At 57.6% G+C, this 12511-nt stretch carries 14 protein-coding genes and 1 tRNA gene; 11 read left to right on the forward strand and 4 right to left on the reverse strand.

Annotated elements, in window-relative coordinates:
• The first annotated feature begins 81 nt into the window (after positions 1 to 81).
• From ybgC to nadA, 11 genes are all read left to right on the forward strand, one after another.
• Positions 82 to 549 carry a tol-pal system-associated acyl-CoA thioesterase gene (ybgC, locus tag AC0ZWN_RS10270; protein WP_095048214.1) on the forward strand — a complete coding sequence of 156 codons (468 nt, stop codon included), beginning with the start codon at positions 82 to 84 and terminating at the stop codon, positions 547 to 549.
• Positions 539 to 1234, forward strand: a complete 696-nt coding sequence (tolQ, locus tag AC0ZWN_RS10275) for a protein TolQ (protein ID WP_008080223.1) — start codon at positions 539 to 541, stop codon at positions 1232 to 1234. The genes ybgC and tolQ overlap by 11 nt, the downstream gene beginning before the upstream one ends.
• 23 nt (positions 1235 to 1257) lie before the next feature.
• Complete coding sequence (gene tolR / locus AC0ZWN_RS10280) at positions 1258 to 1710, forward strand: protein TolR (RefSeq protein ID WP_161806672.1); 453 nt, start codon at positions 1258 to 1260, stop codon at positions 1708 to 1710.
• Positions 1710 to 2789 (forward strand): cell envelope integrity protein TolA, encoded by a 1080-nt coding sequence (gene tolA, locus AC0ZWN_RS10285; protein WP_095048213.1) that lies wholly within the window; start codon positions 1710 to 1712, stop codon positions 2787 to 2789. Before tolR ends, tolA begins: the two co-directional genes overlap by 1 nt.
• A 17-nt stretch (positions 2790 to 2806) precedes the next feature.
• Positions 2807 to 4087, forward strand: coding sequence for a Tol-Pal system beta propeller repeat protein TolB (tolB, locus tag AC0ZWN_RS10290; RefSeq protein WP_476335037.1), 1281 nt, complete (start codon positions 2807 to 2809; stop codon positions 4085 to 4087).
• Between the two features lie 52 nt (positions 4088 to 4139).
• Positions 4140 to 4637, forward strand: a complete 498-nt coding sequence (pal, locus tag AC0ZWN_RS10295; RefSeq protein ID WP_003178634.1) for a peptidoglycan-associated lipoprotein Pal — start codon at positions 4140 to 4142, stop codon at positions 4635 to 4637.
• 6 nt (positions 4638 to 4643) lie between these two features.
• Entirely contained in the window at positions 4644 to 5477 is an 834-nt protein-coding gene (ybgF, locus tag AC0ZWN_RS10300) for a tol-pal system protein YbgF (RefSeq protein ID WP_007912724.1), read from the forward strand.
• A 166-nt stretch (positions 5478 to 5643) separates the two neighbouring features.
• A complete protein-coding gene (gene queE / locus AC0ZWN_RS10305) occupies positions 5644 to 6291 on the forward strand; it encodes a 7-carboxy-7-deazaguanine synthase QueE (RefSeq protein ID WP_007951198.1) in 648 nt (215 codons plus the stop codon).
• A gap of 1 nt (position 6292) precedes the next feature.
• Complete coding sequence (queC, locus tag AC0ZWN_RS10310) at positions 6293 to 6985, forward strand: 7-cyano-7-deazaguanine synthase QueC (RefSeq protein WP_476334960.1); 693 nt, start codon at positions 6293 to 6295, stop codon at positions 6983 to 6985.
• A gap of 62 nt (positions 6986 to 7047) precedes the next feature.
• Positions 7048 to 7123, forward strand: a tRNA-Lys gene (locus AC0ZWN_RS10315).
• 271 nt (positions 7124 to 7394) lie between these two features.
• Positions 7395 to 8453 carry a quinolinate synthase NadA gene (nadA, locus tag AC0ZWN_RS10320; RefSeq protein WP_016773509.1) on the forward strand — a complete coding sequence of 353 codons (1059 nt, stop codon included), beginning with the start codon at positions 7395 to 7397 and terminating at the stop codon, positions 8451 to 8453.
• A gap of 135 nt (positions 8454 to 8588) precedes the next feature.
• Here the strand turns inward: nadA and AC0ZWN_RS10325 are convergent, their stop codons facing one another.
• The 4 genes from AC0ZWN_RS10325 to AC0ZWN_RS10340 all read right to left on the reverse strand — a co-directional run bounded on the left by AC0ZWN_RS10325 (position 8589) and on the right by AC0ZWN_RS10340 (position 12425).
• Positions 8589 to 9077 carry an RDD family protein gene (locus AC0ZWN_RS10325; RefSeq protein ID WP_093430484.1) on the reverse strand — a complete coding sequence of 163 codons (489 nt, stop codon included), beginning with the start codon at positions 9075 to 9077 and terminating at the stop codon, positions 8589 to 8591.
• Positions 9078 to 9173: 96 nt separating this feature from the next.
• Positions 9174 to 9386 (reverse strand): cold-shock protein, encoded by a 213-nt coding sequence (locus tag AC0ZWN_RS10330; RefSeq protein ID WP_003227496.1) that lies wholly within the window; start codon positions 9384 to 9386, stop codon positions 9174 to 9176.
• Positions 9387 to 9789: 403 nt separating this feature from the next.
• The gene (gcvT, locus tag AC0ZWN_RS10335) at positions 9790 to 10914 is read right to left on the reverse strand and encodes a glycine cleavage system aminomethyltransferase GcvT (RefSeq protein ID WP_476334961.1); all 1125 of its coding nucleotides are present in this window, start codon (positions 10912 to 10914) and stop codon (positions 9790 to 9792) included.
• A 134-nt stretch (positions 10915 to 11048) separates the two neighbouring features.
• Entirely contained in the window at positions 11049 to 12425 is a 1377-nt protein-coding gene (locus tag AC0ZWN_RS10340; RefSeq protein ID WP_463547183.1) for an L-serine ammonia-lyase, read from the reverse strand.
• Between the last annotated feature and the right edge of the window lie 86 nt (positions 12426 to 12511).

Below are 12511 nucleotides of genomic sequence, written 5' to 3' on the forward strand. Positions count from 1 at the left end.
GGTACTTTTGCGGTAAAGCCCTGAAACCATGAAAAACAGTTGCCTGGCTGGATTGGCAACCTGAGGAGTAAGCACTAGAGTATGCGCGCGCAAAACGGGCTTGAGTCGTTCGCACATCGTTGTCGCGTTTATTACGAGGACACCGATGCGGGCGGCATCGTGTATTACGTTAATTACCTCAAGTTTATGGAACGGGCTCGAACCGAGCGGCTTCGCGAGCTGGGCTTTGCCCAATCGCAGCTGGCAGGGGAGGACCTGTTGTTTGTCGTGCACTCCAGCGAAGCGCGCTATCACGCGCCGGCGCGACTGGACGACGAACTGCTGGTAAGCGCTGATGTAATCGAATTGAACCGGGTCAGCCTGCGCTTCAAACAGCAGGTCAGGCGGGCAACGGATAATGTGCTGCTCTGTGAAGGGCAGTTTCTGGTGGCCTGTGTGCGCACTAACAGTTTGAAACCCCGGGCCCTTCCCGAAGACTTGCGTGCGGCCTTCGCCGACGCGGTCGGCCCGGGTACACACTCAAAGCAGGAGATAAAGCGTGGAAGCTAACGTCGTCGACCATTCCTCCATGTGGAGCCTGGTCAGCAATGCCAGCATCGTGGTGCAGTTGGTAATGTTGACCCTGGTGGCCGCATCGGTGACCTCATGGATCATGATCTTTCAGCGCAGCAATCTGCTGCGTGCCGGTCGACGTGCCCTGGAGAGCTTCGAAGAGCGCTTCTGGTCGGGTATCGACCTGTCCAAGCTGTACCGTCAGGCGGGCAGCAACCCGGATCCGGATTCTGGCGTGGAGCAGATCTTCCGTGCCGGCTTCAAGGAGTTCTCCCGTCTGCGTCAGCAGCCAGGTGTCGACCCTGAAGCGGTCATGGAAGGTGTGGCCCGTGCCATGCGCGTCGCCATTTCCCGCGAAGAAGAGAAACTGGAACAGAGCCTGCCGTTCCTCGCCACCGTCGGTTCGGTCAGCCCGTACATCGGTCTGTTCGGTACCGTGTGGGGCATCATGAACTCCTTCCGCGGTCTGGCCAGCGCCCAGCAAGCAACCCTGGCCACTGTGGCCCCGGGTATCGCCGAGGCTCTGATCGCTACTGCGATCGGTCTGTTCGCCGCGATCCCTGCCGTAATCGCTTACAACCGTTTCGCCGCTCGCAGCGAAACCTTGTTGGGCCGCTACTACACCTTCGCCGATGAATTCCAGGCGATCCTGCACCGCAAAGTGCACACCAGCGAAGAATAAGCAGGTAATTTCCAATGGCTTTAATCGCTCGAGCTCGCAAAAAGCGCAAGCCGGTTGCCGAGATGAACGTGGTGCCTTACATCGACGTGATGTTGGTACTGCTGGTCATCTTCATGGTGACCGCGCCGATGCTCAATCAGGGCGTGAAAGTTGATCTGCCCAAGGTTTCCAGCGAAGCCTTGCCGCAGGACAACAACACTCAGGTCCTGACCATTTCGATCAAGGCTGACAAGACCTATTACTGGAACCTTGGCAGCGAAGTCGATACCGAGAAGCAACAGGACAGGGCCATGACTCTGCCGCAAATGACCGACGCGGTGACCAAGATCATTCGTGCCGGCACTGAAGGCGGCAAGCGTACCCAGGTCTTCATCCGCGGTGACAAGACCGTCGACTATGGTTCCGTCATGGGCGCCATGGGCGGGCTGCAGAAAGCCGGGGTCGGTAATGTTGGTTTGATTACCGAGGCCCCCTGATGCAGCAACAGCGAGAGCCGTCCGCCTCGGAAAGCTACTTCTGGCCTAGTGTTCTGGCAATTGTCCTGCACGTGCTGGTGTTCGGCATGCTGTTCGTCAGTTTTGCCTTTACACCAGAGCTGCCGCCGGCCAAGCCGATTGTCCAGGCGACTCTGTACCAGTTGAAATCTAAAAGTCCGGCGACTACCCAGACCAATCAGAAGATTGCGGGTGAGGCGAAGAAAACTGCCGCGCGCCAGACTGAAGTCGAACAGCTCGAACAGAAAAAGATCGAGCAGGAAGCTGTGAAGGCGGCGGAACAAAAGAAAGAGGAAGCGGCTCAAAAGGCCGAGGAAGCCAAGAAGGCCGACGAGTCGAAGAAAGCAGACGAGGCGAAAAAGGCTGACGAAGCCAAAAAAGCCGACGAAGCCAAGAAGACCGCCGAAGCCAAGAAGGCTGAAGAGAAACAATTGGCTGATATAGCCAAGAAGAAATCTGAAGAAGAAGCAAAAAAGGCTGCTGAAGAAGAGGCCAAGAAAGCCGCTGCCGAAGAAGCCAAGAAAAAGATCGTCGAAGACGCGAAGAAGAAAGCCGCCGAAGACGCCAAGAAGAAAGCTGAAGCTGAAGAGGCGAAAAAGAAGGTCGCCGAAGACGCGAAGAAAAAGGCTGCTGCTGACGCTGCCAAGAAAAAGGCCCAGGATGCAGCTCGCAAGTCGGCTGAAGACAAAAAGGCCCAGGCGTTGGCTGAATTGCTTTCGGACAAGACGGATCGGGCAGCGACCAAGGCGGATGAACTCGGCGACAGCGTGGCGGGTGATTTCGACGACCTGATCAGGCTGCGTGTTTCGGAGGGTTGGAATCTTCCACCTTCGGCGCGTAAAGGCATGAAAGTGGAGCTGCGGATTAGTATGTTGCCGGACGGTACCGTAACAGGTGCTACGGTCACAAAGTCCAGCGGCGATGCTTCTTTTGACGCTTCTGCGGTAGCCGCCGTTAAGAACATCGGGCGATTGACGGAAATGCAGGGCTTGAGCCCTACTGATTTTGCTCCGTATCGTTCATTCAAGATGACATTCAATCCTGAGGATTTAGGCTTGTGAGAAATATTCTTCGATCAATGCTGGTCGTTATCTGCTGCCTTGCAGGGATAGCGGTAGCAGACGAAAAGAACATCCTGATCAGCAGCGGCACTGACCGGGCTACTCCGATCGCAGTCGTACCGTTCGGTATGCAGGGCGGTGCAGTTCTGCCGGACGACATGGCAGAAATCATTGGTAACGATTTGCGTAACTCGGGCTACTACTCGCCGATTCCAAAGCAAAACATGATCAGCCAGCCAAGCCAGCCGAGCGAAATCATCTTCCGTGACTGGAAGGCGGTGGGTGCTCAATACATGATGGTCGGCAGCATTGCGCCAGCCGGCGGTCGCCTGCAGGTGCAGTGGGCACTGTTCAACGTGGCCACCGAACAGAAAGTGGCTGACGGCAGTGTTTCCGGCACCACCGAGCAACTGCGTGACATGGCGCACTTCATCTCCGACCAGTCGTTCCAGAAACTGACCGGTATTGAAGGTGCGTTCTCGACGCGTCTGCTGTACGTGACGGCTGAGCGCTTCTCCGAGAAGAACACCCGTTACACCCTGCAGCGTTCGGACTACGACGGCGCCCGCGCAGTGACTCTGCTGCAATCGCGTGAGCCAATCCTGTCGCCGCGTTTTGCACCGGATGGCAAGCGCATCGCCTACGTGTCGTTCGAGCAGAAGCGCCCGCGCATCTTCATGCAGAACATCGACACCGGTCGCCGTGAGCAGATCACCAACTTCGAAGGTCTGAACGGCGCGCCAGCCTGGTCGCCGAACGGTGATCGCCTGGCGTTCGTACTGTCCAAGGACGGTAACCCGGACATCTACGTGATGAACCTGGCTTCGCGCCAGATCACCCGCGTAACCGCAGGTCCAGGCATCAACACCGAACCGTACTGGGGCAAGGATGGCTCGACCATCTACTTCACTTCGGACCGCGGCGGCAAGCCTCAGATCTACAAAACCAGCGCCAGTGGCGGTGGTGCCGAGCGTGTGACGTTTGTAGGTAATTACAACGCCAACCCGAAACTTTCGGCTGATGAAAAGACTTTGGTGATGATCCATCGTCAGGATGGCTTCACCAATTTCAAGGTGGCAGCTCAGGATCTGCAGCGAGGGAGTGTAAAGATCCTCACTGATAGCACTCTGGACGAGTCACCTACTGTTGCGCCCAACGGCACCATGGTAATCTACGCCACCCGCCAACAGGGCCGGGGAGTCTTGATGCTCGTGTCCATTAATGGACGCGTTAGGCTCCCGCTTCCTACCGCTCAAGGCGAAGTCAGAGAACCGTCCTGGTCCCCTTACCTGAAGTGAGCGGGCGCTACACGTTTTACTTAACACACTGGGGTTCATTAGGAGTTTCACGATGGAAATGCTGAAGTTTGGTAAATTTGCTGCGCTGGCTCTGGCCATGGCTGTAGCTGTAGGTTGCTCGTCCAAAGGCGGCGACAACGCCGGTGAAGGCGCTGTTGATCCAAACGCTGGTTACGGCGCAAACACTGGTGCCGTTGACGGTTCCCTGAGCGAAGAAGCTGCTCTGCGCGCAATCACCACCTTCTACTTCGAATACGACAGCTCGGACCTGAAGCCAGAAGCCATGCGCGCTCTGGACGTTCACGCCAAAGACCTGAAAGCAAACGGCGCTCGCGTTGTTCTGGAAGGCAACACCGACGAACGTGGTACTCGTGAGTACAACATGGCACTGGGCGAGCGTCGTGCGAAAGCCGTTCAGCGCTACCTGGTACTGCAAGGTGTTTCCCCAGCTCAGCTGGAACTGGTTTCCTACGGCGAAGAGCGTCCAGTTGCTACCGGCAACGACGAGCAGTCCTGGGCTCAAAACCGTCGCGTCGAACTGCGTAAGTAATTCGATATGCGAACGTGCCGTCGTGCTGTAACTGTTCTGGCTCTCAGCCTTGCGCCGCTTGCGGCGTGGGCTGCGGTTCCTGTGGTCGATGACAACTCCGGTTATAACAATAGCGGGAGCAGTTATCCGCCTGCAGGTTACGGTACGAACGGCGCCTATGCCGGGGGAGCGGCTTCGGCCCCTGCCTCGGCACAAGGCATGCTGTTCAACCAATTGCAACAGATGCAGGATCAGATTTCTCGCCAGCAAGGCGTGATCGAAGAACTGCAGAATCAGGTTGCGCGCATGAAGCAGGAATCCCTGGAGCGATACCAGGATCTTGATCGGCGCATAGGATCCGGCGTTGCACCTGCCGCGACTCCTGAGAATTCTTCTGCCGGTGGCGATGCAAGTGCTGCTGCCGGTGCTGCTGCTGGCGCCGGGGCTGCTGCCCAGGCACCTGCTGCAAGCAGCGAACCGGGTGATCCGGCCAAGGAAAAGCTGTATTACGATGCCGCTTTCGACCTGATCAAAGCCAAGGATTTCGACAAGGCCAGCCAGGCTTTTGCCGCTTTCCTGCGCAAATACCCGAACAGCCAATACGCGGGCAACGCCCAGTACTGGTTGGGCGAAGTCAATCTGGCCAAAGGCGATCTGCAAGGTGCAGGTCAGGCTTTCGCCAAGGTTTCGCAGCTGTATCCAAAGCACGCTAAAGTGCCGGACTCGCTGTACAAGCTGGCTGACGTAGAGCGCCGCCTTGGTCATACCGACAAGGTCAAAGGCATTCTGCAGCAGGTGGTGGCCCAATATCCGGGTACCTCCGCCGCTCAGTTGGCTCAACGCGATCTGCAACGCATGTAAGGTCGTGTTACCCGTTTAGAAGAAACCCGCGCTTGTCGCGGGTTTTTTCGTTAGAATTCACGCCCTTTTTCTGAAACACGCTTCTTGCGGTCTACGCGTTGGCGGGATTGCCTGAAGTGCCTGACGGAGGCGGACAGCCTGTTTAGCTGTTACGCCCGTGGCGACTATGCAAGACACATTGAGAATCACCGAAGTTTTCTACTCGTTGCAGGGGGAAACGCGGACTGCCGGGCTGCCCACGGTTTTTGTGCGCCTGACCGGTTGTCCTTTGCGTTGCCAATACTGCGACAGCGCCTATGCGTTCAGTGGCGGCACCATCCGCACCCTCGACGACATCCTCGAGCAAGTGGCCGGATTTCGTCCGCGCTACGTCTGTGTCACCGGTGGTGAGCCGCTGGCGCAGCCGAACGCCATTCCTTTGCTCAAACAGTTGTGTGATGCCGGTTACGAGGTTTCGCTGGAAACCAGTGGCGCACTCGACATTTCGGCCGTCGATCCGCGCGTCAGTCGGGTTGTCGATCTGAAAACGCCGGACTCGAAAGAAGCCCATCGCAACCGTTACGAGAATATCGAACTGCTGACCCCCAACGATCAGGTGAAGTTTGTCATCTGCTCGCGGGAAGACTATGACTGGGCCGTGTCCAAGCTGATCCAGTACGGTCTTGAACGGCGTGCCGGTGAAGTGCTGTTCTCCCCAAGTCACCATGACCTCAATGCTCGGGATCTGGCGGACTGGGTGGTGGCTGACAACCTGCCGGTGCGGTTGCAATTGCAGTTGCATAAATATCTATGGAATGACGAGCCGGGGCGCTGAGATGACCGAACAACTGAACACCACCGAAAAACGTGCGGTCATTCTGCTGTCCGGCGGCCTCGATTCGGCCACCGTCGTGGCCATGGCTCGCGCCGAAGGCTACAGCTGCTACACCATGAGTTTCGATTACGGTCAGCGCTCGCACGCTGAATTGCACGCCGCTGCCCGCGTCGCCCGCGACTTGGGTGTGATCGAACACAAGGTGATTGGCCTCAACCTGAATGGTATGGGCGGCTCGGCACTGACCGACAGCAGCATCGATATTCCGGAGGAGCTGGGCGAAGGCATTCCGGTGACGTACGTGCCTGCGCGTAACACGGTGTTCCTTTCGCTGGCGTTGGGCTGGGCCGAAGTGCTGGGTGCACGTGACATCTTTATTGGTGTCAACGCCGTGGACTATTCCGGTTACCCGGATTGCCGTCCGGAGTTTATCGAGTCGTTCGAGCGCATGGCCAATCTGGCGACCAAGGCCGGTGTTGAAGGCAACGGTTTCCGCATTCAGGCGCCCCTGCAGAACCTGAGCAAGGCGCAGATCGTCCAGGCGGGCGTGAAGCTCGGCGTTGATTATGGCCTCACCGTTTCCTGCTATCAGGCCGACGATGACGGCCGCGCGTGCGGTAAATGCGACAGCTGCCGCCTGCGCGCAGAAGGCTTTGCGGCCGCTGGTGTGGACGATCCAACAGCTTATTTTTGATTATTTTCAAAAAGGTGTTGAATAGTCCTTAAAAATCAGTATTATACGCGCCACCACACAGCGGGTCGTTAGCTCAGTTGGTAGAGCAGTTGGCTTTTAACCAATTGGTCGTAGGTTCGAATCCCACACGACCCACCATATTTGGCGGTTTAGAAAATCCGGAAGGCCCACGAAAGTGAGGATTTCCGGGTTTTTTTTTGCCTGCAATTTCGCTATGCGTTATTTCACCGCCCGCAGCGCTGACGCAGGTCAGAATCATCTTTTGTATCAACGGGATATTCTGTAGCCTTGCGCAGCTTCAATGCTGTCCGTGCCTGATAATACTCACTCTCCCGGCGGTACCCTCAAGCGGTCCGGAGCCGGGTGTATACTCGACTTTCGCGCGAACGCGCCTGCAGGTCTTGCGAACATGACGCAGATTTCCGAACGCCTTCTGGTTCAAGCCCACCTCGATGCCAAACAGCCCAAACCGCTGACTGCTGAGGAAGAGGCTTATTACCGTTCCGCCATTGCCGCCGAGCTCAAGGCTCAGGACGCGGTGCTGGTGGCCCACTTTTATTGCGACCCGGTAATTCAGGCTTTGGCCGAAGAAACTGGCGGTTGCGTCTCCGACTCCCTGGAAATGGCCCGCTTCGGCAATGCTCACCCGGCCAAAACCGTGGTGGTCGCCGGCGTGAAGTTCATGGGCGAGACCGCGAAGATTCTCAACCCGGAAAAACGCGTGCTGATGCCGACCCTGGAAGCGACCTGCTCGCTGGACCTGGGTTGCCCGGTCGACGAGTTCTCGGCGTTCTGCGATCAGCACCCGGAGCGCACGGTGGTGGTCTATGCCAACACCTCCGCAGCCGTTAAGGCTCGGGCTGATTGGGTGGTGACTTCGAGTTGCGCGCTGGAGATCGTCGAAAGCCTGATGGACAACGGCGAGACCATCATCTGGGGGCCGGACAAGCATCTGGGCACTTACATCCAGCGCAAGACCGGCGCGGACATGCTGCTGTGGGACGGTGCCTGCATCGTTCACGAAGAGTTCAAGTCCAAGCAGCTTGAAGACATGAAAGCGTTGTACCCGGACGCTGCGATTCTGGTGCACCCGGAGTCGCCTACGTCGGTGATCGAACTGGCGGACGCCGTGGGTTCCACCAGCCAGTTGATCGCTGCCGCGCAATCGCTGCCGAACAAGACCCTGATCGTTGCGACCGACCGTGGCATCTTCTACAAGATGCAGCAGCTGTGCCCGGACAAGGTCTTCATCGAGGCGCCAACCGCTGGTAACGGCGCGGCGTGCCGCAGTTGCGCACATTGCCCGTGGATGGCCATGAACACCCTTGAGCGCACGCTCAAGAGCTTGAAGGAAGGAACCAACGAGATCTTTGTTGATCCGGCGTTGATTCCGCAGGCGATCCGGCCGTTGAAGCGCATGCTCGATTTCACTCAGGCGGCGCGGATGAAGCTGGCCGGTAACGCCTAAGCTCTAAAGGCATTACACAAAACCTGTGGGAGCGAGCCTGCTCGCGAAAGCGGTGTATCAGTCACCAATAGAATCGACTGATACGACGCCTTCGCGAGCAAGCTCGCTCCCACAGTGGTTTTTGGCGTCTGGAAGTTATTTGGTCTTTTTCGGGATCCGCACCACGCGGGTGTCGGAATAGATGTCATGCCACGTGCGCTTCTGCTTGTCGTACAGCGACCAGAGGAATCCCAACCCCACGCACAGCCACGACGCAATCGACACCATAAACCGCAACAACGCCTGCCAGAGGCTGATCGCCGTGCCATTGGCGTTCTGCACACGAATGCCCCACACCTGCATGCCCAGCGTCTGACCGCCGTGGGTCCAGAACTTGGCAAAAAATGCGAACAGAACCAACACCAGCACGGTCGAGTAGAGCGGATCACCGTCGAGCTTGCCGGCATCGGTCATCACTCGCAGGCGCTCTTCACCAATTATCGCTGCCTGAATCATCTTGTAGATGCCACCCGTGACGATCAGCAGGGCGGTGCATAGCAGAAAGTCATAGAACATCGCCGCCAGACGCCGGCCTAGACCAACGGCGGGAAAATCGCCCTGTGGGGTGAGCAGGTTTTTCGACATGGCAGCCTCTGGACGCAAAATGAAGCGCCATTTTACGGATTCGCGCGCACAAAAAAGCCCCTGATATCAATATCAGGGGCTTTTTCGTAACAGAAATCAGGCTTCTGCTTGTACTTCGTCAGCCTGCATGCCTTTCTGGCCCTGCACAGCAACGAAGGTCACTTTCTGGCCTTCTTTCAGGCTCTTGAAACCGTTGCCCTGAATGGCGCGGAAATGTACGAACAGATCCGGACCGCTTTCTGGAGTGATAAAACCAAAACCTTTCTCGTCGTTAAACCACTTGACGGTACCGCTCTGACGTGTGGACATTTCTTATTTCCTTTGACGCAAAAATTAATGACAGTCTCCTTCTCATGAAAGAGTACTGGGGCTGGTTGCAGGAGAGTAAGAAGACGTCGAACGGGATGTAGCTAACTTGTAGGCTACTGCCCAGGTCACGATTCCAAGCTGACCCATGCAAACACAGTGGAGAAACTCTACGCCAACTACGGGAGAAAAAACAAGCCCTGCGAAGCCCCCGGTTTTACTGAGCTTGAGCAAGTTAATCCTCTCGCTAGTGCGGGCTTAGACGATTAGCCTGTTCAATTGTTTTCGATCGTTATAAGCAAAGTTCATATTCGAATCAGTTGATAGAAAATGCACTTTTTTGTGGCGATTGCGTTACACATTAGTGCACGTATAACGCAATCGCGTTACTTATAGAAACAGTCAATCAACCGCGATAGTAGCGTTGTGGAACAAATGGCATTTTGCTTACAAGCATTTGCACCTTTTTCCCACGAACGATGGCCCAAACCGGCGTGTCGAGGGTGACATATGCGCTGTCGAGGTAACCCATCGCCAACGGCCCGCCCAAGGTCGGACCGAAACCACCGCTGCACACGCTGCCGATGATTTCGCCGGCTTCGTTGACGATTTCTGCGCCTTCACGCACGGGGGTGCGCTCCTGCGGTAGCAGGCCGACGCGTTTGCGTGCCACGCCATTCTGTTGTTGAGCGAAAACATTCTCCGCGCCCGGGAAACCGCCGGCCCGCGCGCCATCAGCGCGACGTGTCTTGGAGATCGCCCATAACAGGCTGGCTTCGATCGGCGTGGTCTCGGTGTTCATGTCGTGGCCGTAGAGGCACAGACCGGCTTCCAGACGCAGCGAGTCGCGAGCGCCGAGGCCAATGGCCCGGACTTCCGGTTCGGCGAGCAGGGCGCGGGCAAGTTTTTCCGCATCTGCAGCTGGTACGGAGATTTCGAAACCGTCTTCACCGGTGTAACCCGAACGGCTGACAAAGCAGTCGACGCCGAGCAGATTGACACGGGCGAACTGCATAAAAGTCATTTTTTCAACGGATGGTGCCAGCCGCGCCAGCACGGTGACCGCCGCCGGACCTTGCAATGCCAGCAGAGCGCGCTCTTCGAACAGCGCCGTAATGGTGCACTGATCGCCGATGTGTTTTTGCAGGTGGGCAAGGTCCTGATCCTTGCACGCGGCGTTGACCACCAGGAACAATTCGTCATTACCGAGGTTTGCCACCATCAGGTCGTCGAGAATGCCGCCGTTGTCGTTGGTGAACATCGCGTAACGCTGCATGCCCACCGGCAGGTCGATGATGTCTACCGGCACCAGGCTTTCCAGGGCTTTGGCGGCGTTGGCGCCGGTCAGGCGAATCTGGCCCATGTGCGAGACATCGAACAGCCCGGCCTGCTCACGGGTGTGCTGGTGTTCTTTCATCACGCCGAGTGGGTATTGCACCGGCATGTCGTAGCCGGCGAACGGCACCATGCGAGCGCCGAGTTCGATGTGCAGAGCGTGCAGCGGGGTTTTCGACAGTTGTTCGGTGGACATGCGTGGCTCCTTGAAAATTAGAGTTTGGGGGTAAGAGGCAAGATCAAGATCAAAAGCCCCTCACCCCAGCCCTCTCCCGAAGGGAGAGGGGGCTAATTACTTTTCTCTCCCAGAGGGAGAGGGCTGGGGTGAGGTCAGCATTCGATAATGTTGACCGCCAGACCGCCGCGGGCGGTCTCTTTGTATTTGCTTTTCATGTCGGCGCCGGTCTGGCGCATGGTGCGGATGACTTTGTCGAGGGAGACGAAATGCTGGCCGTCGCCACGCATGGCCATGCGCACCGCGTTGATGGCTTTTACCGAGCCCATGGCATTGCGCTCGATGCACGGCACTTGCACTAACCCGCCAATCGGGTCGCAGGTCAGGCCGAGGTTGTGCTCCATGCCGATTTCCGCAGCGTTCTCGACTTGCTGCACGCTGCCGCCAAGCACTTCGCACAACGCACCGGCCGCCATCGAACAGGCCACGCCGACTTCACCCTGACAACCGACTTCGGCGCCGGAGATCGAGGCATTTTCTTTGTAGAGAATGCCGATTGCCGCAGCGGTCAGCAGAAACCGTACGACGCCGTCGTCATTCGCGCCGGGGATAAAACGCATGTAGTAATGCAGCACCGCCGGAATGATCCCCGCCGCGCCGTTGGTGGGCGCGGTGACTACGCGGCCACCGTTGGCGTTTTCTTCGTTGACCGCCAAGGCGTAGAGGTTGACCCAGTCGAGCACCGACAACGGATCGCGCAACGCCGATTCCGGGTTCTTGCACAGTTGCCGATGCAACGCTGCCGCACGGCGTTTGACCTTCAAGCCGCCGGGCAAAATACCTTCGTTACGGCAGCCCGCAGCGACGCAGTCCTGCATCACCTGCCAGATTTTCAACAGGCCGGCGCGGGTTTCCGCCTCCGGGCGCCAGGCGCTTTCGTTGGTCAGCATCACCTGACTGATCGACAGACCGTAGGTGGCGCAATGACCGAGCAAGTCCTTGGCGCTTTTGAACGGGAAGGTCAGCGGCGTGGCATCTTCGACAATGCGATCAGCACCGGCCGCGTCCTCGTCGACCACGAAACCGCCACCGACCGAGTAGTACTCGCGGCTGCGGATCTGAATCCCCGCCGCATCGAAGGCGCGGAAAATCATGCCGTTGGGGTGATAGGCCAACGGCTTGCGGATCATCGCCAAGTGTTCTTTCTCGTTGAACGCAATGCTGTGTTCGCCGAGCAGGTTCAGTCGTCCGTTGCCGCGAATTTCTTGCAGGCGTGCGGCGACGGTTTCGGTATCAACGGTGTCCGGGTGTTCGCCTTCGAGGCCGAGCAGCACGGCTTTGTCGCTGCCGTGACCTTTACCGGTGGCGCCGAGGGAACCGTACAGCTCAACGCGAACGCTGGCGGTGCTTGTCAGCAGGTTTTCACGGCGCAAACCTTCGACGAAACGCGCGGCTGCGCGCATCGGGCCGACGGTGTGGGAACTGGAGGGGCCGATGCCAATCTTGAACAGGTCGAACACGCTTAACGACATGAGTGGTTCTCCGGTTTCTTGTTATAGGAATTGGCAAAGTTTTGCGGCTGACCGCATTCCCTTGTAGGAGTGAGCCTGCTCGCGAT

It is taken from the genome of Pseudomonas sp. 3B-A001-10F, assembly GCF_056313565.1.